Annotated in this window: 21 protein-coding genes and 1 pseudogene; 12 read left to right on the forward strand and 10 right to left on the reverse strand. The window is 63.5% G+C overall.

Annotated features, from left to right (window positions below; genetic code table 11):
- Nucleotides 1-85 precede the first annotated feature (85 nt).
- Both CQ14_RS47505 and CQ14_RS03815 read right to left on the reverse strand, forming a co-directional pair.
- Nucleotides 86-730 carry a tetratricopeptide repeat protein gene (locus CQ14_RS47505; RefSeq protein ID WP_347337112.1) on the reverse strand — a complete coding sequence of 215 codons (645 nt, stop codon included), beginning with the start codon at nt 728-730 and terminating at the stop codon, nt 86-88.
- A gap of 31 nt (nt 731-761) precedes the next feature.
- Nucleotides 762-3,440: an ATP-binding protein gene (locus tag CQ14_RS03815; protein ID WP_057856611.1), complete on the reverse strand. Its 2,679-nt coding sequence runs from the start codon at nt 3,438-3,440 to the stop codon at nt 762-764.
- A 210-nt stretch (nt 3,441-3,650) separates the two neighbouring features.
- Here CQ14_RS03815 and CQ14_RS03820 point away from each other — a divergent pair, with 210 nt between their 5' ends.
- Nucleotides 3,651-4,487 (forward strand): PhzF family phenazine biosynthesis protein, encoded by an 837-nt coding sequence (locus CQ14_RS03820; RefSeq protein ID WP_057856644.1) that lies wholly within the window; start codon nt 3,651-3,653, stop codon nt 4,485-4,487.
- A 188-nt stretch (nt 4,488-4,675) separates the two neighbouring features.
- Here the strand turns inward: CQ14_RS03820 and CQ14_RS03825 are convergent, their stop codons facing one another.
- The 6 genes and pseudogenes from CQ14_RS03825 to CQ14_RS45650 form a co-directional block, all read right to left on the reverse strand.
- The gene (locus CQ14_RS03825; protein ID WP_057856612.1) at nt 4,676-5,230 is read right to left on the reverse strand and encodes a GNAT family N-acetyltransferase; all 555 of its coding nucleotides are present in this window, start codon (nt 5,228-5,230) and stop codon (nt 4,676-4,678) included.
- Complete coding sequence (locus tag CQ14_RS03830) at nt 5,218-5,427, reverse strand: hypothetical protein (protein WP_057856613.1); 210 nt, start codon at nt 5,425-5,427, stop codon at nt 5,218-5,220. Before CQ14_RS03830 ends, CQ14_RS03825 begins: the two co-directional genes overlap by 13 nt.
- On the reverse strand, nt 5,424-7,115 hold the full coding sequence (locus CQ14_RS03835; RefSeq protein WP_057856614.1) for an FAD-dependent monooxygenase: 1,692 nt from the start codon (nt 7,113-7,115) through the stop codon (nt 5,424-5,426). Before CQ14_RS03835 ends, CQ14_RS03830 begins: the two co-directional genes overlap by 4 nt.
- A 12-nt stretch (nt 7,116-7,127) precedes the next feature.
- The gene (locus tag CQ14_RS03840) at nt 7,128-7,898 is read right to left on the reverse strand and encodes an enoyl-CoA hydratase (protein ID WP_057856615.1); all 771 of its coding nucleotides are present in this window, start codon (nt 7,896-7,898) and stop codon (nt 7,128-7,130) included.
- 102 nt (nt 7,899-8,000) lie between these two features.
- Nucleotides 8,001-9,166: molybdopterin dinucleotide binding domain-containing protein (locus tag CQ14_RS45645; protein ID WP_245320179.1), on the reverse strand; the 1,166-nt coding region annotated here is incomplete at its 5' end.
- A gap of 1 nt (nt 9,167) precedes the next feature.
- A pseudogene (locus CQ14_RS45650) lies at nt 9,168-10,328 on the reverse strand (molybdopterin-dependent oxidoreductase); the annotation flags it as partial.
- A 78-nt stretch (nt 10,329-10,406) separates the two neighbouring features.
- Between CQ14_RS45650 and CQ14_RS03850 the strand changes: the two are divergent.
- Nucleotides 10,407-10,961: a PaaI family thioesterase gene (locus CQ14_RS03850; RefSeq protein ID WP_057856616.1), complete on the forward strand. Its 555-nt coding sequence runs from the start codon at nt 10,407-10,409 to the stop codon at nt 10,959-10,961.
- A 62-nt stretch (nt 10,962-11,023) separates the two neighbouring features.
- Entirely contained in the window at nt 11,024-11,644 is a 621-nt protein-coding gene (locus tag CQ14_RS03855; RefSeq protein ID WP_057856617.1) for a TetR/AcrR family transcriptional regulator, read from the forward strand.
- Nucleotides 11,645-11,791: 147 nt separating this feature from the next.
- Here CQ14_RS03855 and CQ14_RS03860 read toward each other — a convergent pair whose 3' ends face one another.
- Nucleotides 11,792-12,706 carry a LysR family transcriptional regulator gene (locus CQ14_RS03860; protein WP_057856618.1) on the reverse strand — a complete coding sequence of 305 codons (915 nt, stop codon included), beginning with the start codon at nt 12,704-12,706 and terminating at the stop codon, nt 11,792-11,794.
- A gap of 103 nt (nt 12,707-12,809) precedes the next feature.
- Here CQ14_RS03860 and CQ14_RS03865 point away from each other — a divergent pair, with 103 nt between their 5' ends.
- From CQ14_RS03865 to CQ14_RS03905, 9 genes are all read left to right on the forward strand, one after another.
- A complete protein-coding gene (locus tag CQ14_RS03865; RefSeq protein ID WP_057856619.1) occupies nt 12,810-14,306 on the forward strand; it encodes a CoA-acylating methylmalonate-semialdehyde dehydrogenase in 1,497 nt (498 codons plus the stop codon).
- A 155-nt stretch (nt 14,307-14,461) separates the two neighbouring features.
- The gene (locus CQ14_RS03870; protein WP_057856620.1) at nt 14,462-15,607 is read left to right on the forward strand and encodes an acyl-CoA dehydrogenase family protein; all 1,146 of its coding nucleotides are present in this window, start codon (nt 14,462-14,464) and stop codon (nt 15,605-15,607) included.
- Nucleotides 15,604-16,677 (forward strand): enoyl-CoA hydratase/isomerase family protein, encoded by a 1,074-nt coding sequence (locus CQ14_RS03875; protein ID WP_057856621.1) that lies wholly within the window; start codon nt 15,604-15,606, stop codon nt 16,675-16,677. The genes CQ14_RS03870 and CQ14_RS03875 overlap by 4 nt, the downstream gene beginning before the upstream one ends.
- A gap of 32 nt (nt 16,678-16,709) precedes the next feature.
- Nucleotides 16,710-17,597 carry a 3-hydroxyisobutyrate dehydrogenase gene (gene mmsB, locus CQ14_RS03880; RefSeq protein ID WP_057856622.1) on the forward strand — a complete coding sequence of 296 codons (888 nt, stop codon included), beginning with the start codon at nt 16,710-16,712 and terminating at the stop codon, nt 17,595-17,597.
- An 11-nt stretch (nt 17,598-17,608) separates the two neighbouring features.
- Complete coding sequence (locus tag CQ14_RS03885; protein WP_057856623.1) at nt 17,609-19,339, forward strand: AMP-binding protein; 1,731 nt, start codon at nt 17,609-17,611, stop codon at nt 19,337-19,339.
- Between the two features lie 3 nt (nt 19,340-19,342).
- Nucleotides 19,343-19,822, forward strand: a complete 480-nt coding sequence (locus CQ14_RS03890; RefSeq protein WP_057856624.1) for a MaoC family dehydratase — start codon at nt 19,343-19,345, stop codon at nt 19,820-19,822.
- Between the two features lie 308 nt (nt 19,823-20,130).
- Nucleotides 20,131-21,048 (forward strand): SDR family NAD(P)-dependent oxidoreductase, encoded by a 918-nt coding sequence (locus tag CQ14_RS03895; protein ID WP_057856625.1) that lies wholly within the window; start codon nt 20,131-20,133, stop codon nt 21,046-21,048.
- Between the two features lie 134 nt (nt 21,049-21,182).
- On the forward strand, nt 21,183-22,412 hold the full coding sequence (locus CQ14_RS03900) for a TIGR03862 family flavoprotein (RefSeq protein ID WP_082649696.1): 1,230 nt from the start codon (nt 21,183-21,185) through the stop codon (nt 22,410-22,412).
- Nucleotides 22,413-22,562: 150 nt separating this feature from the next.
- Complete coding sequence (locus tag CQ14_RS03905) at nt 22,563-22,961, forward strand: hypothetical protein (protein ID WP_156434666.1); 399 nt, start codon at nt 22,563-22,565, stop codon at nt 22,959-22,961.
- 136 nt (nt 22,962-23,097) lie between these two features.
- Here the strand turns inward: CQ14_RS03905 and CQ14_RS03910 are convergent, their stop codons facing one another.
- Entirely contained in the window at nt 23,098-24,180 is a 1,083-nt protein-coding gene (locus tag CQ14_RS03910) for a D-TA family PLP-dependent enzyme (protein ID WP_057856647.1), read from the reverse strand.
- Nucleotides 24,181-24,203: the final 23 nt, after the last annotated feature.

A 24,203-nucleotide genomic window follows, 5' to 3' on the forward strand; every position in this document is an offset into this window, starting at 1 on the left:
GAATCACCGTTCGAGGTCTTACTCAACCGACTTTTGCAACAAAATCGGCCCACGAGCCGATATTCCATGACAATAATGTGCGCCATCATGCCGCCAGTTCGTCGAGCAGGGCCTTCGCCTGCTTCAGGTCCACCGTGTCAAAGCCCTCGGTGAACCAGCTGTAGATCGGAGCGAGAAGTTCTCGGGCCTCGTCCCGCTTTCCTTGCTCGCGCCACAGCCGCGCCATGCTGATAGCCGCCCGCAGCTCCCAGGATTTCGCCTGCTGTTGACGCGCGACCGCGAGCGCCTGTTCGAAACAGGCTTCGGCTTTTGTCAAATCCCGCTCTGGCGATATCAGGGCGATTTCGCCGGCGGTGCGATGAACCTCGGCCTCGCACCATTTTTCCTTTGTCGTTTCGACCGCCGTGATTGCTTCGCCAATGTGGCTCCAGGCCTCTTCGAACTGGCCGAGCTCCCCACACGCCCTTGCCAAATGGCATAGATGCCAAGGCAATCTTATTGTTGTTCCCATTGAGTGGCATGCGGGCAGCGTCGAGGTAAAGATGCTGACTGCGTCCGAAGCGTTGCCAGTTGAGGCCAAAAGACTGGCCCGCCTTAACAATCCTTGTGTCTTCCAGTAGATGGCGCCTTTTTCCTCGGCCAACGCGATAAGCTCATCCGATAACGCCTTCGTTGTCGCGTAGTTTGCGCTGATAAGTTGGCAATCGCATGCCAGATCTATCACGGGCATCAATGAGGCGGCATGACCAGTCTCACGCGCCTCATTGAGCGCGTGTTCTGTGCTTGCGAGCCCGGCTTCTGGATAGCCAAGGAACCACAGCGCCAGCGACCGAAGATCGTTGGCAAACCGCGTCGCCAGCAGCCGATGTTCGACAGGATCGTAAAGCGCAATCGCCCGATCGTAGTGCGCGAGGGCTTCCGCGAAGTTGCCCGTGAGCACCAATACAAAGGCCACGCAGCGCTGCCATCATGAGCATGACCTTGTCACTCTGTTTCTCGGCAAGCGCCAGGATCTGCGCAGCGCTCTCGCGCGCCAGGTCGCCGTTGAATGCGGTCGTGTTCGTTACCCATATACTGCGGAGAGCCCGAAACAGAGGCAGTGGATCCTTGGGAGGCTCCCCTAGCGCTTCAGCCTGTTCGATCAGCAAAAGTGCCCGCTCCGTAGCCGCCTTGGTTTCCGGCGCCGCGAGCCCTTTGACGTGCATGAGTGGGGGCAGCAGTGCAACTTGAAACCTGATTTCTTCGTCTCGGAGCGCCGGAGTGCCGGGCAAGGTCGCGATCAATCCGAGTGCCCGCCTGAGCTGCTCGATGGCCTCAACCGGCGCCGAGCGCTTCAGTGACCGCAATCCTGCTTTGCCCCACAGCGCCGCCGCCTTGTCGATCAGCCCGGCCTCGGTGCAATGCCGCGCCAGCTGATCCGGCTGGCCTTCGGCGATGTCAGCAAACTGCCTTTCGAAAGCATCTGCAATACGAGCGTGGAGTGCGCGTCGCGGCTTCCGCAGCAACGTGCCATAGGCCGCGTCCTGCACCAGGGTGTGCTTGAACAAATAGGTCGCATGCGGCGGCACGCCCCTGCGGAACAGCAAACCGGCTCCGATAAGACGGTCGAGTGATGCGCGGAGTTCTGCCTCTGGCTTGCGCATCACCGCGGCCAACAGCGCATGTGAAAACTCACGACCGATTGCCGCCCCGACTTGGGCCAACTCCCTGGCCGAACCGAGCCGGTCAAGCCGCGCCATCAGGGAGGCATGCAAACTCGCGGGCACCGCCAGCACCGAAGAGGGAATGGCGGCCGCAATCGGTATCACTTCCGGCTCGCTGCCGGCCTCCAACACCGCCTTTGTCATCTCCTCGACAAATAGTGGGATGCCGTCGGTCCGCTCGATAATGTCTTGTCTGATGTTTGCTGGCAGCAGCTTGTTGCCGATGACGTGGTCAATCAAACTGCAGGCGTCGCGATGTCCCAGCCGGTTGAGCGCAAGCGCTGTTACGTGCGGTTGTCCGACCCAGAGCGCCTCGAACTCCGGCCGAAACGTCACGATCAGTAGCGCCGGAAGGGTTGCGATCTGGTCCACCGTGCGACCGAACGCTTCCAGGCTCGTGGGGTCGCCCCAGTGTGCATCCTCGACGATCATCAGCACGGGGCTGGAGTGCGCCAGGGTCTCCAATTGCAGGTCAAGTGCCTCCAGCGTCTTCTGGCGGCGCTGTTCGGGAGCAAGCTCCAACGCGGGGTAGCGTCCGTCATCTGGAAGCGACAACAGCTCGGCAAAAAGCGTAGCGTCCTGCCTGGACGTCGCGCTCTGCGCCAGTAGCGCGTCGAGCTTGTCGAGCCTTGTTTGCGGTGTGTCGCCATATGCAAATCCGGCGGCACGTTCGAACTGCCCGATAATCGGATGAAAGGCGCTGTCCGTGTGCTGTGGCGAGCAGAAATAACGAAGCCGCGTGTGTGGCTCGGCCGCGATTTCCTCCATGAGTGCGGCGGCAAGCCTGGATTTGCCGATGCCGGCCTCACCGGATAGCAGCACCACCTGGCCTTCGCCGGTCTTCGCTTTCGCCCAGCGCCGCAACAGCAGTTGAAGCTCTTCTTCGCGTCCGACCAGTGCAGTCAGGATGCCGGGGTGCATTGCCTCGAAGCGGCTCTCGACGGAACTTGCCCGCAGCACTGCGAAGGTCTTCACCGGCCCGGCGATCCCCTTGAGGTCCTTTGGCCCGAGGTCTCGCAGCTCGAAGAGATTGCCCAGCAGCCTGCGCGTTGCCTCGGCAATGATGACCGTGTGCGGCTCGGCGATGGCCTGAAGGCGTGCCGCGAGGTTCGGCGTCTCGCCGACAATATCGTGCTCCTGCGCTTCGCCGGACCCCACAAGATCCCCGACCACTACCAATCCGGTGGCAGCCGCTATCCGTACTTGCAGGGGCTCAGGAGCCGGCAGCATGGCCACCGCATCGATCAGCGCGAGCCCGGACCGAACGGCACGCTCGGCGTCATCCTCATGCGCTGCCGGATAGCCGAAGTAAATCAGCACACCATCGCCCAAATATCTGGCGACGAAGCCCCCGAAGCGGCGCACGGTCTCGGCGACGCACCTCTGGTAGGCCGAAATGACCTCGCGAAGGTCTTCCGGGTCCAGACGAGCGGAGAGCGCCGTCGAACCGACAAGGTCCGAGAACATCACGGTAACCTGGCGACGCTCGGCGGTGTCCTTGGCGGGCTCGTCGGCTTCCAGAGCAGCGTCGGACGGCGGAGTTGGTGCGCTCGCTTCAGCGCGCAAGGCGGCGATGGCGTCGAGCAGCTTGCGGCGATGCCCGACAAGTCCAACACCAAGCTCTTTCAAGTCCTCCGCGGTCAAATTCGGCAGGACCGTGTCGTCGATTTCATTGTCGCGGAAAGCAGCCCCATATTGTTCGAGGCCAAGCCTCCGCAGCCAACCTCCGACGTCCATGGCGTCGCCCTCGTGCCGACCGCGGCATGATCCCCCAGCGGAGACTGTCTGTCTAGGGAATGCCGATGACCGGCTTGGGTCATTGGCGGATATGCCCAGTTCCGGCCTTCCGCTTTGCCCCCGAAAGGGACGTCAGACTGGCCGGCATGTCCGCCTTGTGTCAGAAAAGGACTCAGGAGCCGCAGGTGAAGAAAACGCAGGATCATGAGCATGCCAGTTCTTAGAATCGCTGCTTTTTCGGACGGCAATACAGGAGGCAATCCCGCCGGCGTTTGGATCGGCGACGATTTACCCGCCGCATCGAAGATGCAGGCGATGGCAGCGGATGTTGGGTTCTCCGAAACGGCTTTCGCGGCTCCCGAGGGTAGCGCATGGCGAGTGCGGTATTTTTCGCCACTATGTGAAGTGCCGTTTTGTGGACACGCCACCATCGCGCTAGGGGCAGCTCTTGCACTTCAACACGGCGATCGGACCTTTGAACTGAAGCTCGCTCGCGCAGATATTTCGGTCGCTGGCCGACGAGGCGGCGAGACGATTGCGGCGGCGCTACAATCGCCGCCGACGCGAAGTGCCCCCATTGATCGCTTGCTGCAAGCGGACTTGTTGCAACTTCTCGACTACTCGATCGACGATCTCGACTTGAATATCCCGCCAGCGAGGATTCACGGCGGCGCCGACCATGTCGTCTTGGCTCTGAAAACGCGTAGCGCGCTTGCTCGCATGAGCTATGACCTCAAGCTCGGGCGAGAGCTGATGGAAAAAGCAGGATTGGTTACGGTCGCGCTCGTTACGGTAGAGAGCCCGCAGTTGTTCCATGTCCGCAATGCGTTTGCGGTCGGAGGCGTCCTTGAAGACCCGGCAACGGGTGCAGCCGCCGCTGCGTTCGCGGGATATTTGCGCGATCTAGGCTGGCCGCACGGGGGTGTCATCAATATTGTTCAAGGGGAAGACATGGGAATGCGATCGCTTATCCGCGCGGAGATTGGCGAGATTTCGGGCAGTTCAATAAGGGTGTCGGGAACGGCGCGCATCATGAGCGAGGCATGATGTCCGGTTCGGTCGGTCAATAACAGACATGCCCAGTCCCGGCCTTTGAGATCCGCTTTAGCCCCAACAGCGGAAGCAGGCTATCGCGGCCAGTGGCTTACTTTTCAGTCGGCTTGATGAGTACGCGTCCTAACCCGCACCCGCCGCTGAATCTGTCACGCCTTCCGGTGATCTGTCGCATGGTGGCATCACGAGCATTGAGCCGCCCACGCGGCTCGCGTCAGCCGGCAAAGAACTTGCCGCTTCAATGAGTCAGTTTCCGCGATACGTGGGTGGTCAAAATCGTCCGCGCTATCGTGAGACATCCCGAGCCTCGCCATCACGCGTCTGGATCGAACGTTTCGGATGCTCGCATGCGCCACGACTTCGTTAAGACGAATCTGTTCGAAGCCAAATTGAAGCGACGCTCGCGCTGCCTCAACCGCAAACCCTTGTCCCCAGAACGGCCTTGCCAGTCGCCAACCGACTTCGACAGCAGGCGCGAAGTGGGCGACGAAGCCGACACACAACAGTCCGACAGCACCCATGAATATGCCGGACGCTCTCGATTCAACGGCCCACAAGCAGAAGCCGTGAGAGGATTGATGGCTAATCTGGAAGTCGACCCAGGCGTCGGATGCGTCCCGTGTTGCAAGCGGGCGCAGATATTCCATGACGTCAGCATCTTCAGACATCTCTGCAAAGGGCAGCTTATCTGAAGCCATCCATGATCGGAGGATGAGCCGTGGTGTCAAGAGCTGCATCCGGCTCCGCCTTGGTCCAGGCCCTCGAGTGCCGTCTTGATCGCCTTTCTGAAGACCGCGATGTCGCCGAGTTCGTGTCCGAGCACCAGCGCCAGTCGGGTGAGGAACAGCGCCTCACGGTCGGGCCCGGCCATATCGATCGCTGTCGCCAGCGTCTCATAGGCAGTCTCAAATTCCTCGAACGGCATCGCGCTCATGGCGTCTCGCCTCCCAGGCAAACTTCCGCGGTTTTCAGGATCTCGGAGGGGACAGCCGCCTTCCATCGCCCGGCGATATGCAGGTCCGGCCGCAGCAGATAGAGCGTGCCGGGCGCTGCGGCGAACAGGCGGGCGATTTCGCCGTCATGGTCCGCAATGATTTTTGCGCTGGATATGGAAGTCTGGGTGCCGACGACAATGGCAGCGAACCGCTTGTCGATCCGGCCGAGATGTTCGAGCGATGTAGCCTGTTCGGCGGTGGGTTGCGCCTCGCAGAACAGGATCGCCGTCAGGCCGTGGCCGGCGTAATCGAGCAGATGGCTTCCGTCGGCCAGCTTGGCGTTTGGCGCGACGCTGCCGCAGACCGGCCCGCCGGCAAAGGCGGCATCGCTGATAGCATAGGGTGTCAGCACGCTGTCCGAATAGGTGTAGGGCTGCATCTGGCGCGGATTGGCCAGTCCCCGCGGAAACTCGTGCTTCAAGCTCAGCGACAATGCCGCCTCGCGCGCGAGCCGCCAGCCCCGCGTCGGCGGCGTCATGAAGCGCGTGCTCTTGGTGGCGTTGGCGAACACATCGAGCGTGGCGCCGCGCCGCTCCGGCGAATAGCTGTCGAGCAGCCGGTCGTCGGCCTCGCCATGGAGCACAAGCGCAAGCTTCCAGCCGATGTTTTCGGCATCCGCGAGGCCGTTGTTCAGCCCGCGCACGCCGAAAATCGGCACGATATGCGCGGCGTCGCCGATGAAGAACACCCGCTCGTGCCGGTAATCATCGAGGCACAAGGTATTGGCGGAATAGACACTCCACCATTCCAACTCCCACGGTTTGATGTGGCCGATATCGGCAAGGATCGCACTGACGCGTGCGCGGATATTCTCCTCCTTCAGGGCCTCGGCCTCGCTCTCACCTTCGCGAAGCTGGTAGTCCACGCGCCAGATATCGTCCGGCTGCTTGTGGATCAGCACCGTGCCCCCGGGGTTGCCGCTCGGTTCGAAGAACGCTCGCCGCTCGGTCGGAAAGTCGTGATCCATGCGGATGTCGGCGATGACGTACCGGCCTTCGTAATTGTCGCCTTTCAGGCGAAGGCCGAGCATCGACCGGATTGGCGAACGCGCACCGTCGGCGGCGAGGAGATAGAGCGCGTCGAGAAAGTAATCCCCCTCCGGTGACGATACGCGGGCAGAAACGCCGTCTACATGGCGTTCGAGACCGGACAGTTCGCTCTGCCAGCGCATGTCGATGAGGTCGCTGGCGGCGACCGCATCGTGCAGGAATTTCTCGATGTATTGCTGCTGCAGATTGTACATCGGCAGATATTTTTCGCCCGGCGGCTGCGGCATCTCCAGCCGGAAAATCTGCTCGCCGCGGTAGTAGCTGCGGCCGTACCGCCAGCCGAGCGCCTTTTCGACGAACGGCGCGACGGCGCCGATCCGTTCCAGGATATGCATGCTGGGACGCGCGATGCAGATCGCGCGGCTGCCGTCGTTGAAAGTGTCCTTGCGATCGATCAGCACGCTTCTGATGCCGTAGCGCGCCAGCACCAGCGCGGCCGTCATGCCGATCGGGCCGGCGCCCACGATCAGGACAGGGTGCCGCGCCGTAGCGCCGTCAAGCTCGGGAACGCGCCGCGCCGCAAAGCGCGGATAGTCGAAGTAGAGCGAATCCAGCGGTCCCTTGCCGGCAGGTCTCATGCCTCCCTCCGTCTATTTCTTCCGAGCGAGAAAATCCCCCATCAGCCGCTGCGGCTCCCCGGTCAGGAACGATTGCCCGAACACGCCGACGCTCAAATTCACGGATTCGGTCAACGGCAGTTCCTCCCATTGCCGCAGCAGCGCCTTCTGGATGCGCAGCGCCTCAGGGCCGCATTCGAGCAGCGCCTTCACCGTGTGCTCGACCGCGGCATCGAGCCCGCCTTCCTTGGCCACCACGTCGACCAGGCCCCAGGCGAGCGCGGTGGGCGCGTCGATATTTTCGGCCGTCATCACCAGCCAGCGGGCGCGGCCCCAGCCGATCAGCCGTGGCAATAGCGCAGCATGGATCACCGAGGGGATGCCGACGCGCACTTCCGGCATGCCGAATTTGGCGTCGTGGGCCGCGATCCGGAAATCGCAGGCGGCGGCGACTTCGAGGCCACCGCCGAGGCACCAGCCCGGCAGCCGCGCGATGACAGGCGCCGGAAACTGGCGCACGGCCTCGCAGAGGTCGCGCAAGCGCGTGATGAAGGCTTCCGCGGATTTCTGATCGAGCTTCGCCATCTCCTTGATGTCGGCGCCGCCGATCATGCTCTTCTCGCTCTGGCCGGCCAGGATTACCGCGCGAATGTCCTTGTCGCCGGCGAGCTTCTCGAAGCCCTCGCGGACGCCGTCGGTTACAGCCGAGCTGAGGATGTTGAGCGAACCTGCATTGCAGACTGCAAGACGCACGACGCCTCTGGTATCGCGGGTGATGCCGCAATGGGGATTGAGCATTTCCATGGTTTTTGTTGTGGCTCCCTTGGGCGCGCATGCGCCGAGAGTGCCACTTCCTTGGCAAGGGCTGGTCTTGTCAAGGGTCGCGGGCGCGGAGCGGCCTGTTCCTCAAGCCGGCGCGGGATGGATGCGCCGGGAGGCCGCCTCATAGGCCGCGGCTTCCGCTGCCGCCAGCCGCTCCAGCCGCACCGGAACATGCTTGTGGTAGGGCGTGCCGGCGATGGGATCGCGGTTGCCGCTCTCCGTCAGCACGTTGACGCGAGGGCCGTTGTTCAGCCGCTCGCCGTCGGCGGCCGGATAGTCCTGGCCATAGCCGTGCGGCAGCGCAAGCTGGCCGCTGCGCATGCTGTCGTCGCGCTTGCAGCGCGCGACCACGCGGCCAGCTGCAGATTGCACCGCGATCCATTCGCCATCCTCCGCGCCGAGCGATGCCAGATCGGCGGCGCTGATGAGCAGTGCGCCATCGGGATCGTCGCGGCGCCAGGCGGGATCGCGAAAGATCTGGTTGGCGTTGAACATGCGCCGCTGTCCGGCGGCGAGCACGAAGGGATAGTCGCCGCGAGGCGCGGCGTTCGCCGGATCGAGCTTGCCGAGCCATTCCCGCAGCGGCGCGATCGCAAGGCGGACCTTGCGGTCGGAATGCGAGACCAGCGACCATGCCTCGTCGTAATCGTGCTCGGTGAAGGCTGCGCCGTTGCGCGATCCGACGATGGCGTCGAACAGCGCTTCGCCGAGCATCTCGTCCGGAACGTCGCGGCCCGCATTGAGCGCGCGGCGCACAGCCTGCGGCGAGCGTTTTGCGCAGAGATGCGCGGCCTGCCACAGGGGTGCGGCGGCAGCCGTGCCGTCGGGCAGGGTGGCGCCCAGCGTGTTGTAGAGCACGAGCGCGCCGAGCGCCGCCAGCTGTGGGTTGGCGCCCATAAAGGCGCGCAGTTCCGCGGCGAAGGCGGGCCGGGAACGCAACGCGGCGTCGCGCAACGGCGCCAGCGCGTTGTCGCCGGGCAGGAGGCCCAGCGCGCGGCTGAGCCGCGTATAGATTTCCGGCTCGGGTAGGGTGCCCGCCAGAGGCGCCACCACGCCCGCGCGCACATGGAAATAGTTTCTGGGGAATTCGAAGTTGAAGAGCGTGAATTCCGTCTTCTCATATTGCGAAGAGGCCGGCAGCACGTAATGCGCTAGCTGCGCGGTCTCGGTCATGGCTACGTCGACCACGACGACGAGGTCGAGTGCGCGTAACGCCTTCTCGACCTGCACAGTATTCGAGGCGGGATTGGNACTGTCGATCCATACCGCGTGAAGGCGGTCGGGGTGATCGGACAGCACCGCATCAGGAAACAGATTGGGCGGCAATAGTCCGCCGATCACCTCGATATCGGCAGCGGCAAAGCGCTGGTTCGGCGAGTTACCCCATAGCGGCACCAGCCAGCTGTGCAACTGGTTGGTGCCTTTGCGGCCAAAACTGCCGGTCAGCATGATCAGCAGTTTTTCGAGATACGAATTGAGCGTCGAGTTGACGCCTTGCTGGATGCCGAGCTCGACGCGGACGGTCATCGCGTTCGCCGCAACAATCATGTCGACGCACTGCTCGATCTGCTCGAGCGGGATGTCGGCGGCCTCAGCCCATTGTTCGACCGGAATCCGCTTTAGCGCGTCCCTGACCTCGGCATAGCCTGTGGTGTGCTGCTCGATGAATGCCTGGTCCACCGCGTCGCGCTGGATCAGCCGCGCGAGGATCGCGCCCAGCAAAAAGGCGTCGGCGCCGGGACGGACCGCGAGATGCAGATCGGCGCGCTCGGCGGTCTCGGAGCGGCGGGGATCAATCACGATCATCTTGCGGCCGGGATCCTTGCGGATGTCGTTGAGATGGTCGCGCGCATTGGGAAAGCCGTGGGCGATCCAGGGATTGGCGCCGATCACGAACAGCAAGTCGCAATGGTGCACGTCCTCGGCGGTGTGGCAGGTCTGGCTGCCGAACATATGGCCGTTGACCCAGAAATCACCGGTCTTCTCCTGCGACAGCGCGTTGAAGACATGGCGCGAGCCGAGCGCGCGCAGCAGCGCCGTGGCATAGGCGCCGCCGGCATGATTGCCCTGACCACCGCCGCCATAGAGCGCGAGGCTCTTGCCGCCATGGCGATCGACGACGTCGCGCAATCTTGCGGCGATCTCGGTAATCGCGGTGTCCCAGTCGATCGCGTCAAAACCGCCATCGGCGCGCCGGCGCAGCGGCGTGGTCAGGCGATCGCGGTGATGCGCATAGAAGGGAATGCGCGCGGCCTTGTTGCAGAGATAACCTTTGGATTTGGGGTTGTCGCGGTCGCCGCGCACTTTTGTGATGCGGTCATTGTCGACCAGCAGCTCGAGGCCGCAATTGACATAGCAGAGATTGCAGGCGGTCTTCCGCCAGTCGGGGCTCGGCATGGCCATCTCTTCCATTGTTGAACCAGGTCAGTATATATGATGATCGTAATTCAATCAATCGGCCCTCGCTGGCCGTCATCAAGGAGAGCGATCATGACCGCGGGTAGCGCCCAACGAGCCCTGGAAATTCCCGACCTGTTCGCACCGCAATTGCGACGGGAGCGGGTGGTGGACTGGCAGGCGCCCGGACCGGTGGCGAAGGCAGCCTCGGGCATGTCCGGGCTGGAGACGATGCGCGCGATTCGCGACGGCATCCTGCCACCGCCGCCGATGGCCCGGCTGATCGGCTTCCGGATGGCCGTCGTAGAAGGCGGCCGTATCGTGATGGAACTCGATCCGCACGAGAGCCTCGAAAATACCATTGGGCTGCTCCATGGCGCGACCGCGGCGGCGTTACTGGATACCACCATGGGTTGTGTCATTGCCACTATGCAGCCGGCCGGGCAGACTTCGGTCACGCTGGACCTCAAGCTGACCTTTCTGCGGCCGCTGTCGGTGCGATCGGGCACGATCGCGGCGGAAGGCAAGGTGGTAAAACTCGGCCGTCAGACCAGCTATGCCGAAGGCTTCGTCCGCGACGGCGCGGGCAATCTTGCAGTGCACGCGACCGCGACCTTCTCGATGATAACAGGTGGAAACGCGAAATAGATGCAGCATTTCGCGCGCGCAACTGCTATTATATGACTGCAGACATTTAATGGGACGCGTCAATGCGCTATTCGAAAGAGCACAAGCAGGAGACCCACGCCCGGATCGTGAAGAAGGCCTCGGTGCGGCTTCGCGAGAAGGGCGCGCATGGTATCGGCGTTGCCGACCTCATGAAGGAGGCGGGCCTGACCCATGGCGGTTTCTATGCGCATTTCGATTCCCGCGAGGCGCTGGTGATCGAGGCCTTTGCTTACGCGATGGACCGCTCGGTCGAGCATTGGCGCAAGATCGCCGCTGAAACGCCGGTCGAGAAACGGCTGTCGACCATCGTCGATTCCTACATCTCCACTGTGCATCGCGACGATCCCGGTCGCGGTTGCGCGGTGCCCACGCTCGGCGCCGAGATCGCCCGCGAAAGCGCAAAGACCCGAAAAGCCTTTTCCGCCAAGCTGGAACAGTTGATCGACGTGATGGCCGACCAGATTCTGGACGTGCCGCGCAAGACGGCGCGCAAGCAGGCGATGGGTACGCTGGCGACCATGATGGGCGCGCTGGTGATGTCGCGCGTCGCCGGCAGCGGCGAGCTTTCCGACGAGATCCTTCTCGCCGGCCGCGAGGCGGCGGTCGGACGGAAGGCTGCGACGAAGCCGCCTGCGAAGAAGGCGCGGGTGAAGGCGAATTAGACTAGTGCGCGATTGCGCATCAGGCGCCGGGACTCATACGCCGCGGCCCATGGAAGGGCACAAGGGGAGATAGCTTTTGTCGCCATTCAAATCGGTGATTATGGGTCCCGGCGTTCGCCGGGACGACGATGGATTTGTGCCAGGTCATTACCTTCCGCCAAACAGCGCCCGCTCGCGCTCCACCGTCTCGCAGATGTAATCGGCCACCGCGCGAATCCGCGCTAGGTCCTTGCTGTCGGCATGCATCAGCATCCAGAACGTGCGCGAGATCCTGACTTCGTCAGGCAATACCGGCCGCAATTCCGGATGCGCTGTCGCCATGAAGTGCGGCAGCACCGCGATCCCAAACCCTGCGATGGTCGCGTTGAGCTGCGCGATCAGATTGGCGCTGCGGAATTTGGCTGAGATTTTCGGCGAGACCTGCGGCAGGTAATCGAGTTCCGGCGTGAACAGCAGTTCCTCGATATAGCCGACGAAGCGATGCCCCGGCAGGTCGCTGCGCGAGACGATTTTCGGCGTGCGGTCGAGATAGGCGGGAGCGGCGTAGAGGCCGAGGCTGTAGTCGAGCAGCTTGCGCCCGACGATCCGGCCTTCCTTGGGCATGGTCAGGCTGATCGCGATATCGGCCTCGCGCTTCGACAGGCTGAACAGCCGCGCGGTGGCGACGAGCTGCAGATCGAGATCGGGATACCGCTCGGTGAATTTCAAAAGCCGCGCGGCCAGGAAGTGGCTGCCGAACCCGTCGGGGGCGCCGATCCGCACCGTGCCGGTGAGCTGGGCGCGCGAGCCGCCGACGGCCTCCTGGTTGGCGACGATGGTGGATTCCATCGCCTCCGCGCTGTCGGCGACACGCTGGCCGGCTTCGGTCAGCAGGTAGCCGGTCTTGCGGCGATCAAACAGTTTGGCGGAGAGGTGCCGCTCCAGCCGGTCGACGCGGCGGATCACCGTGGCATGGTCAACCGATAGCTGCTTGGCGGCAGCGGAAACCGAGCCGCCGCGCACGATGGCGAGGACGAAACGGAAGTCATCCCAGTCGATAGTCCCGGAGCCTTGATCCAGCATTTCCGCACATCTATGGTGCAATATATCGGACTTGTATCCCAAGAAATGCAGGTCAAAAAGGGGTTCGAAAACGATCCCACGCGGGACCCTAGGGAGATCATTCATGCGCTCAATCGGACATTTCATCGGCGGCAAAGAGGTCAAGGGAACGTCCGGTCGGACGGCCGACGTTTTCGAGCCGATGACCGGCGACGTTCAGGCCAAGGTGGCACTGGCTTCCAAGGCGGAGGTTCGCGCCGCCGTCGAGAACGCCGCACTCGCCCAGCCTGAATGGGCCAACACCAATCCGCAGCGTCGCGCGCGCGTGATGATGAAGTTTGTCGAGCTGGTGCAGCGCGACTACGACAAGCTCGCCGAACTCCTCGCGCGCGAGCACGGCAAGACCGTCCCCGACGCCAAGGGCGACATCCAGCGCGGCCTCGAAGTCGCGGAATTCGCCTGCGGCATTCCGCACCTGATGAAGGGCGAATACACCGAAGGCGCCGGCCCCGGCATCGACATCTACTCGCTGCGGCAACCACTCGGCGTCGTCGCCGGCATCACGCCGTTCAACTTTCCGGCGATGATCCCGATGTGGAAGTTCGCGCCGGCGATCGCCTGCGGCAACGCCTTTATCCTGAAACCCTCCGAGCGCGATCCCGGCGTGCCGATGCTGCTGGCCGAACTGATGATGGAGGCGGGGCTGCCGCCCGGCATCCTCAACGTCGTCAACGGCGACAAGGAAGCCGTCGATGCGATCCTCGACGATCCCGATATCAAGGCGATTGGCTTCGTCGGCTCGACGCCGATTGCGCAATATATCTATGAGCGCGCCGCGCAGACCGGCAAGCGCTGCCAGTGTTTTGGCGGCGCGAAGAACCACGCCATCGTGATGCCCGACGCCGACATGGACCAGGCCGTCGACGCGCTGATCGGCGCCGGCTACGGCTCGGCCGGCGAGCGCTGCATGGCGGTGTCGGTTGCGGTCCCCGTCGGCAAGACCACCGCCGACCGGCTGATGGAAAAGCTGATCCCGCGCGTGGAGAGCTTGAAGATCGGCACCTCGGTCGATCCGTCCGCCGATTACGGTCCGCTGGTGACCCGCGAGGCGGTCGAGAAGGTGAAGAACTACATCGATATCGGCATCAAGGAAGGTGCCACGCTTGCCGTCGACGGCCGCGGCTTCAAGATGCAGGGCTATGAGAAGGGTTTTTATCTCGGCGGTTCGCTGTTCGACAACGTCACCAAGGATATGCGGATCTACAAGGAAGAAATCTTTGGGCCCGTGCTCTCGGTGGTTCGCGCCCATGACTACAAGGAAGCGCTGGCGCTGCCGTCCGAGCATGACTATGGCAACGGCGTCGCGATCTTCACCCGCGACGGCGACGCGGCGCGCGATTTCGCGGCACGCGTCAATGTCGGCATGGTCGGCATCAACGTGCCGATCCCGGTGCCGATCGCCTATTACACCTTCGGCGGCTGGAAGAAGTCCGGCTTCGGCGATCTCAACCAGCACGGTCCGGACTCGGTCCGCTTCTACACCAAGACCAAGACGGTGACCTCGCGCTGGCCGTCCGGCGTCAAGGAAGGCGCGGAGTTCTCGATCCCGTTGATGAAGTGATGGTGTAGCCCAGGCCGTCATTGCGAGCCAACGGGTCGGGCGAATGCCCGCCCGATGACAGGCTCCACGAAGCAATCCATCTTGCCGCGAAAAGGAAGAATGGATTGCTTCGTCGCCTCGCTCCTCGCAATGACGACAAGAATGAGCAGCCCAACATGCAGTTCGCTCTCAACGAGGATCAGATCGCGGTTCGCGACATGGCACGGGCGTTTGCGGCCGAGAAAATCGCGCCGCATGCGCTGCGCTGGGACGAGGAGAAGCATTTCCCCGTCGACGTGATGCGCGAGGCCGCGGGCCTCGGCATGGGCGGCATCTACATCAAGGAGGACGTCGGCGGCTCCGCGATGACCCGCTTCGATGCCGCGCTGATCTTCGAGGCGTTGGCGACGGGCTGCCCAACCGTGTCGGCTTTCATCTCGATCCACAACATGGCGTCCTGGATGATCGATGCCTATGGCAACGATGCCCAGCGGCGGAAGTGGCTGCCAAAACTTTGTACGATGGAGCTGATCGCAAGCTACTGCCTCACCGAGCCGGGCGCCGGCTCGGATGCCGCGGCGCTGCGGGCTCGCGCGGTACGCGAGGGCGATCATTACGTCCTGAACGGGCAGAAGCAGTTCATTTCAGGGGCCGGCGGCACTGATCTCCTGGTGGCGATGGTGCGAACCGGCGGCGATGGTCCCGGCGGGGTCTCGACGCTCGTTATCGACGGCAAGATGCCGGGCGTGTCGTTCGGCGCCAACGAGCGCAAGATGGGGTGGAATGCGCAGCCGACCCGCGCCGTGATCTTCGAGAATGCCCGCGTGCCGGTCGAGAACCGTTTGGGTGAAGAGGGCATCGGCTTCAAGATCGCGATGGCCGGCCTCGACGGCGGCCGCCTCAACATCGCGGCGTGCTCGCTCGGCGGCGCGCAGAGCGCGCTCGACAAATCGCTGGCCTACATGAAGGAGCGAAAAGCCTTTGGAAAGCGCCTCGACGAATTCCAGGCGCTGCAATTCCGCCTCGCCGACATGGCGACCGAACTCGAGGCAGCGCGGACGTTCCTGTGGCGCGCGGCGGCGGCGCTCGACCGCAAGGATCCCGACGCCACCATGCTCTGCGCGATGGCCAAACGCTTCGGCACCGATGTCGGATTCGAGGTCGCCAATCAGGCGCTGCAGCTCCATGGCGGCTACGGCTACCTCAGCGAATACGGCATCGAGAAGATCGTCCGCGACCTGCGCGTGCACCAGATCCTGGAAGGGACCAACGAAATCATGCGGCTGATCGTGTCGCGCAAGATGATCGAGGGCGCTCGATGACGGATGCGGCTGTGGAAGAGGGCGACCTGATCGCGCGCAGAGAAGGTTCTGCCGGCATCATCCGCCTGAACCGGCCCAAGGCGATCAATGCCGTGACGCTGGAGATGTTCCACGATGTCGACAAGGCGCTCGATGTCTTCGAGGCCGATCCCGAAGTCGCGGTGATCGTGCTGGAAGGCGCGGGCGAGCGCGGGCTGTGTGCCGGCGGCGATATCCGCGCGCTCTGGGAAAGCTCCAAGGTCAAGGGCGACCTCGGCAAGATCCTGTGGCGCGACGAATACATCCTCAACGCGCGCATCAAGAAATTCCCAAAGCCCTATGTCGCCTTCATGGACGGCATCGTGATGGGCGGCGGCGTCGGGCTGTCAGCGCATTCCAGCCACCGCGTCGTGACCGAGAAGACGAAGCTGGCGATGCCTGAAGTCGGCCTCGGGTTCTTTCCCGATGTCGGCGGCACCTGGCTGCTGTCGCATTCGCCCGGCGAGATCGGCACCTATTTTGGCCTAACCGGGCAGACCATGAACGGCCCCGATGCTATCAACGCCAAATTCGCCGATGCGGTGGTGCTGTCGGCAAAATTGCCGGCCTTGCGCGAGGCGCTGACGAAGGTGCAGCCCGGCACGACGTCGGCTGATGTGAGAACGCTGATCGATAGCTTTTCGACCGGCGAGACGGTCGGGCCGGTCGCCGCGCAGCAGGCGAAGATCGATGCGCTGTTTGCCTATGATCGCATGGAAGACATCGTCGCGGCGCTGCAGCGCGACGGATCGGACTTCGCGCAGGCGACGCTGAAGACGCTTGGCGAAAAGTCGCCGCGCGGCATGGTGGTGACGCTGAAACTGCTGCGGCTGGCGCGCAAATCGAACTCGCTGGAAGAATGCCTGGTGCGGGAGTATCGCGCCGCGCTGCAAGTGTTCGCCAGCGACGATTTCCGCGAAGGCGTGCGCGCTGCCGTCATCGACAAGGACCGCAATCCGAAATGGTCGCCGCCGCGCATTGAAGACGTGACGCCCGATATGGTCGCGCCTTACTTCGCCGAGATCGGCGCGGACGAACTGAAATTTCCATAAGTCAGACAGAAACGCCCCAGCGGAGGAATATCATGGCAAATATCGCATTCATTGGCCTCGGCAACATGGGCGGGCCGATGGCGGCCAATCTGGTCAAGGCCGGCCACAAGGTCACCGCGTTCGATCTGGTCGCGGCCTCGCGCGATCAGGCCAAGGCGGACGGCGCCGCCATCGCCGAGAGTTCGGTGGCCTCCGTCAAGGGCGCCGACGTCGTCGTCACCATGCTGCCGGCCGGCAAGCATGTGCTGTCGGTCTGGAACGAAGTCATTCCCGTGATGGCCAAGGGCACGCTGATCATCGACTGCTCCACCATCGACGTCGAAAGCGCCAAGCAGGCGCATGCGCTGGCGGCCAAGCACGGCGCGCTCTCGGTTGACGCGCCGGTGTCGGGCGGTACTGGCGGCGCCAAGGGCGCGACACTCACCTTCATGTGCGGCGGTGAAGACAAGGCCTTTGCGGCGGCCAAGCCTGCACTGGAAAACATGGGGAAGAAGATCGTCCATTGCGGCGGCGCCGGCGCGGGGCAGGCGGCCAAGATCTGCAACAACATGATTTTGGGCATTTCCATGATTGGCGTCGGCGAGGCCTTTGCGCTGGCGGAGAAGCTGGGCCTGTCGCATCAGGCGCTGTTCGACGTCGCCTCGACCTCCTCGGGCCAATGCTGGGCGCTGACGTCCTATTGTCCGGTGCCGGGCCCGGTGCCGGCTTCGCCCGCCAACAATGGCTACAAGCCGGGTTTTGCCTCTAACCTGATGGTGAAGGACCTGACGCTGGCGCAGGATGCGGCCAACGCCGCCGGCGCCGTGACGCCGCTCGGCAAGCATGCGCAGGAGATCTACAAGGCGTTCGACGCCGCCGGCCATGGCGGGGTGGATTTTTCCGGTATTATCCAGCACGTTAGGAGCCTCGCTGGGAAATAACGGAGACCTGAGTGACGAGTTTTCAGGAAGCGCGCGCCTTTCTGCTCAAAAACCGCACGGATTATGATGCGGCCGTGAAAGGGTTCCGCTGGCCCGACCCGGTTCCCTTCAACTGGGCCCTGGACTGGTTCGATGCGGAACTCGCCGGCCAAGCCGATAGCCGGGACCGCACCGCGCTCTGGATCGTCGATCCCGGCGACAAGGAGACGAAACTCTCCTTCGCCACGCTGTCGCGCCGCTCCAACCAGGTCGCGAACTTCCTGCGCGCGCAGGGCCTGAGGCGTGGCGATCATTTGTTGCTGCTGCTCGGCAATGTCGTGCCGCTGTGGGAGACCATGCTGGCGGCGATGAAGCTTGGCGTCGTCGTGATCCCGGCGACGACGCTGCTCACCCCCGATGAGCTCCGCGACCGGCTGGATCGCGGCAAGGCGAGGGTGGTCGTGGCCACGCAGGATCAGGTCGCCAAGTTTGCAAATCTCGGCGGCGACAAGCTGGTGCGGATCGTAGTCGGCGCGACGTCGCAGCATGACGGCTGGTTGCCGTTCGAAGGGGCCGCAAGCGCCTCGGAAGAATTTACGCCTGACGGTCCGACCAATGCCGACGACCCGATGCTGCTCTATTTCACCTCGGGCACCACGGCAAAGCCAAAGCTGGTGCGGCACAGCCAGCGCAGCTATCCGGTGGGCGCGCTGTCGACGATGTTCTGGCTCGGCCTGCAGCCGGGCGACGTCCATCTGAATATCTCTTCGCCCGGCTGGGCCAAGCATGCCTGGAGCTGCTTCTTCGCGCCGTGGAATGCGGGGGCCACCGTGTTCGTGGTCAACCAGCCGCGCTTCGACGCGAAAGCCTTGCTGGCGATCGTCGGCCGCTGCGGCGTCACGACGCTGTGCGCGCCGCCGACGGTGTGGCGGCTGTTCATTCAGGAAAAGCTCGCCGACTTCAAGGTGAGCCTGCGCGAGGTCTGCGGCGCCGGCGAGCCGCTCAACCCGGAAGTGATCGACCAGGTGAAGGCGGCGTGGGGCCTCGTCATCCGCGACGGCTATGGCCAGACCGAAACCACGGCGCTGGCCGGCAATTCGCCGGGCCAGAAGGTCAAGGTCGGCTCGATGGGCCGCCCGCTGCCGGGCTACCGCGTGCGGATCACCGACAGCGACGGCAACATCACCAGGGAGGGCGAGGTGACGCTCGTGCTCGGCGCCGACCGCCCGGCGGGCCTCATGCAGGGCTATCAGGGTGAAGACGGCAAGCTGAGCGGCGCGGACGGCGATCTCTATCGTTCAGGCGACGTCGTGTTTGCCGATGACGAGGGCTACCTCACCTTTGTCGGCCGCTCCGACGACGTCTTCAAATCGTCCGACTATCGCATCAGCCCGTTCGAGCTGGAGAGCGTGCTGTTGGAACATGATCAGGTCGCCGAAGCCGCCGTCGTGCCGAGTCCCGATCCTATCAGGTTGGCGATCCCCAAGGCCTATGTGCTGCTGGTCTCGGGCGCGGAGCGTACGCCGGAGACGGCGCTGTCCATCTTCAAACACCTGCACACGCGGCTGGCGCCGTTCAAGCGCATCCGCAAGATCGAACTGGTGACGGAATTGCCGAAGACGATTTCCGGCAAAATTCGCCGCGTGCAGTTGCGCCGCCTCGAACATGATAATAACCGCAACGATGCGCTGCGCGGCGCCGAGTTCCGCGAGGATGAATTCCCGGAGCTGCAGAAGGTGCGGACCGCCGGGCTGGAGAGCTGATCAATGAATGAAGTCTGGAAGAAGCCGCCGGTCTCGTTTGAGGCCTACCAAGCCATGGTCGGCAAGGAGATCGGCGTGTCGTCGTGGCACCTGATCGACCAGAACAGGATCAACGTCTATGCCGACGTGATCGAGGACCATCAGTTCATCCATGTCGATCCTGAACGGGCGAAGAAGGAAACCGCGTTCGGCAACACCATCGCGCACGGCTTCCTCACGATGTCCTTGATGAGCATCATGTCCTACGAGGTGATGCCGGTCATCGAAGGCACGGCGATGGGCGTCAATTACGGTTTCGACAAGCTGCGCTTCCTGTCGCCGGTCCGCGCGGGTTCGCGGGTCCGCGGCCGGTTCACGCTTGTCGAAGCCAAGCTGCGCAAGCCGAAGGAACTGCAGTCGCGCACCAATGTCACCGTCGAGATCGAGGGCGAAGACAAGCCCGCGCTGGTCGCCGACTGGATCGGGTTGATTAATTTCAATTAGATTTTCGCCGTCATTGCCGGGAAAAGGCGCTAAACGCGTCTTCAAACCAGTTGACCCGGCCATCCATCGCTGCTCAAAAACGGCCAGTCGCATGCTTACCCTCTCCCCTTGTGGGAGAGGGTGGCTTCGCGAAGCGAAAACGGGTGAGGGGTTCTCTCCACGAGCTCGTCTCTTGGAGACAACCCCTCATCCGGCGCCGTAGCCGACGCTACGCGTCGGCGTTGTACTAAAGAACGGCGGCCGTAGGCCGCCTATGGCCACCTTCTCCCACAAGGGGAGAAGGAAGAAGAATCAGGGAATCGTAACTCATGGCAATCAGGTTTGACGGACGCGTCGCCATCGTCACCGGCGCGGGGAATGGTCTGGGGCGGGCGCATGCGCTGGGGTTGGCGAGCCGCGGCGCCAAGGTGGTGGTCAACGATTTCGGCGGCGCGCGCGACGGCACCGGCGGCTCGCTGTCGCCGGCCGAAGCCGTGGTCGAGGAAATCCGCAAAGCCGGCGGCACCGCGATGGCCGACGGCGCCGATGTCTCCAAGTTCGGACAGGTCACAGCAATGGTCGAGCGCGCCACCAAGGAGTGGGGCAGCGTCGATCTGCTCTGCGCCAATGCCGGCATTCTGCGCGACAAGTCGTTTGGAAAAATGGACGTCGCCGACTTTGCCAAGGTGCTCGACGTCCATCTCGTCGGCACGTTCTACTGCTGCAAGGCGGTGTGGGACGGCATGCGGGAGCGCAACTACGGCCGCATCGTGCTGACCACCTCGTCGTCCGGCCTGTTCGGCAATTTCGGCCAGGCCAATTACGGCGCGGCCAAAGCCGGCATGGTCGGCCTGATGAACGTGCTGGCCGAGGAAGGCCGCAAGAACAACATCCGCGTCAACACGATTTCGCCGACGGCGGCGACGCGCATGACGGAAGAGCTGCTGCCGCCGCAGGCGCTGGAGCTTATGAAGCCTGAGGCAATCACGCCTGCGGTTGAATATCTGCTTAGCGAGGACGCCCCGACCCGCACTATCATGGGCGCCGGCGCCGGCTCGTTCGCGGTGATCAAGATCATCGAGACCGAGGGCATCAACCTGCCGCAGTCCGATTGGACGCCCGATGCGATCGCGGCGCATTTTGCCGAGATCGACGATGTGTCGAAGGCGAAGGCGTTGCAGGGCGCGTTCGAGCAGACGCAGAAGTATGTGGCGCAGGCTGCAGCAAGGGCGGGGATCAAGCTGTAGCTTTACGTCGGTGCGTAGTGTGGGCAAAGGCGCAAAGCGCCGTGCCCACCATGCATCCCCGATGCCGATGAATTTTGGTGGGCAGCTTCGCTTTGCCCACTCTACGGGACCATCGATCCGGCTACACTCCCGCCATGCCTACGACCTCACAACCCGTCGCTGTTATCGGCGCCGGACCCACCGGCCTGATGGCGGCCGAAGTGCTCGCGCAGGGCGGTGCCGCGGTCACCGTCTATGACGCGATGCCGTCGGTTGGCCGCAAGTTCCTGATGGCAGGCCGAGGCGGGCTGAACCTCACGCATAGCGAGCCGCTCCCGCAATTCCTCGCGCGCTACCGCGAAGCAACGCCGCACCTGAAAGCTGCCATCGAAGCGTTTCCGCCGCAGGCGCTGCGCGACTGGAGCGAAGCGCTGGGGCAGGAAACCTTTATCGGGTCCAGTGGGCGGGTGTTCCCGAAAGCCTTCAAGGCTTCGCCTTTGCTGCGGGCTTGGCTGCGGCAGCTGGACTCGCAGGGCGTGAAGCTGGCGCTACGTCACCGCTGGACGGGCTGGGACGAGCAGGACCGCCTGCGCTTTCAAACGCCTGACGGTCCGCGCGCTATTGAAGCGAGCGCCACCGTGCTGGCGCTCGGCGGCGCAAGCTGGCTGCGGCTGGGCTCCGATGGCGCATGGGCGGAGATACTCGCCGCAAAAGGCGTGGGTGTATCCCCGCTCAGGCCGGCCAATTGCGGCTTCACCGTAAGCTGGTCGGATATATTTCGAGACCGGTTCGAAGGCCAGCCGCTCAAGGGCATCGAGTTGAGCTTTGGTTCGCACAGCGTTCGCGGCGAAGCCATCGTGACGCGCTCGGGCATCGAAGGCGGCGCGGTCTATGCGCTATCTGCCGAATTGCGCGAAGCCATCCTGCGCGATGGACAGGCTACGCTGAACATCGCCTTACGACCCGACGCAAATGTCGGCGAACTCACCGCGAAATTATCGGCCGCGAAGGGCAAGCAGTCGCTCTCGAATTTCCTCCGCAAGGCGGCCAATCTCTCGCCCGTCGCCATCGGCCTGTTGCAGGAGGCTGCCAAAGCATCCGGGATGTCGCTGGCCGGGCTTTCTCCCGCCGATCTGGCCGGTTTGATCCAGGCGGTGCCCGTGCAGCTCAACGGCATCGCGCCGATCGAGCGCGCGATCTCGACGGCAGGCGGCATCGCCCTCGACCAACTCGATGACGATTTCATGCTCCAGCGCTTGCCGGGCGTGTTTGTCGCTGGCGAGATGCTGGATTGGGAGGCGCCGACCGGCGGCTATTTGTTGCAGGCATCGTTTGCGACGGGAGCCGCCGCGGGGCGTGGTGTGCTGAAGTGGCTAAAGACGTAGGATGGGTAGAGCGAAGCGAAACTCATCATCCAGCAGCTCGGCAAGTCTCGATGGGTTTCGCTACGCTCTACCTATCCTACGAACTGCTCGCAATGACGGTGGTGGGCGGAAGAATTACTACACCTAACCAGCAATTGCAGGATGAGGACGGTGAACAGAAAGCAGGCACTCGTCGATGCGCTAAAAGAGGGCTTAAGCTCATCGTGGCAGCGCGCCGCCTTATCGGCGCTTGATGACGCGGAAGTCGTTTACGACGGCAGTGGTTCGCTGAACGACGGGCCCGTGGACGAATGGCTGAGCATTTACAGGATCAGACTAAAGCACTGCCAAGAGAACGGCATTCAAGCGATTGGTCTAGCTGAGTTCGTGCAGAACCTGGAGCAGCGCATGCCCAACGATATGGTTAGAGGTGAGCCATTTGACGGTCCTACGACTCATATTGCAGCTTTCTGGGATGCGGCCGGAAATCTCGTAGGCTGTGTAACGATTCTTGGCTGGAGCCCCGAGCGCGGGCAGGAGAACCTTGATCGGGCTCTGGGAAAGCGCTGAAAAATTGGACAGTGAGCAAGCCGACTTCGTTCCGCCGTAGCTCAACGAGCGAAGGCAGAAGCGTGGCCACCCAACGGCGTTGCTCTTGATGGTGGGCACGCTTCGCTTTGCCCACCCTACGGAGCAACGCGAGCGCCTACCGCAACTTCCCCCGTGCCGCTACCGGCAGCACGCCGACGATCTCGTCGCCGCGCACCATCACCACCTCGTCCATCATGTTGACGACGACGCAGACATGGTTGGGCACGATCCGCACGACATCGCCGACGACAGGCCGCGTGTTGCTGCGGGCGAGGTCGAGGAAGCCGTGCTCTTCCGCAAAGCGCGCGATCTTGGCTTCCGGGTGCTCCAGGATGAGGCCGTAACCGTCGAGCCCGCCGCCGGGATCCGAGGTCAGCGTTTTGGAGCCGGCGTCGAGGATGCCGCGGTCCGGGCCGGCGCGGCTGACCACGGTGGAATAGATGTTGAGCGCGCAATCATCCCACTCGGCGACGCCGGCCGCGACCTGCATGCGGTCGTTGTAGATATAGGTGCCGGGCCGGTGCTCGGTCGCGCCCTTGAGCTTGCCGAGGTTTTTGAGGTTCGGCGAGCCGCCGGTCGAGACCATCGCCGCATCGAGCCCGTGCGCGCGCACGCCGGCCAGCGCCTCGTCGAAAAATTTCTGCGCCTCGGTCCAGCCGGTTTCGGTCGGGTACAGCATGAAGCCTGCGAACTGCAGGCCCTTCAGCCCCGCAATCTCGCGCGCCAGCGCAATCGCCTCAGCCGGCGTCTCGACACCCGCCCGCTTGCGCCCGGTATCGCATTCGACCACCACCGACAACGGGCGGCCGGAAGCAGCCGCCGCCTGTGGCAGGCCTGCGATCACAGTCGAGTTGTCGGCGGCGACCGTCATGTTGGCCTTGGCCTGCAGCGCGGCGAGGCGGGCCATCTTCTCCTCGCCGATCAGATTGTAGCTGATCAGGATGTCGTCGATCCCGGCCTCCGCCATCACCTCGGCCTCGCCGATCTTCTGGCAGGTGATGCCCCTGGCACCGGCCGCGACCTGCATCTGCGCCAGCAAAGGGCTCTTATGGGTCTTGATGTGCGGCCGGTTGGCGACGCCGGCGGTATCGCAGGCGACCTGGATGCGGGCGATGTTGCGCTCGACACGGTCCATGTCGATCACGGCGCAGGGCGTGCCGTATTCGCGGGCGATCTTGGCGGCGAGGGGGGTGGTCATGACGTGAACTCCGGTTGTTCCTT

Source organism: Bradyrhizobium lablabi (assembly GCF_001440475.1).
GTDB classification, from domain to species: domain Bacteria; phylum Pseudomonadota; class Alphaproteobacteria; order Rhizobiales; family Xanthobacteraceae; genus Bradyrhizobium; species Bradyrhizobium lablabi.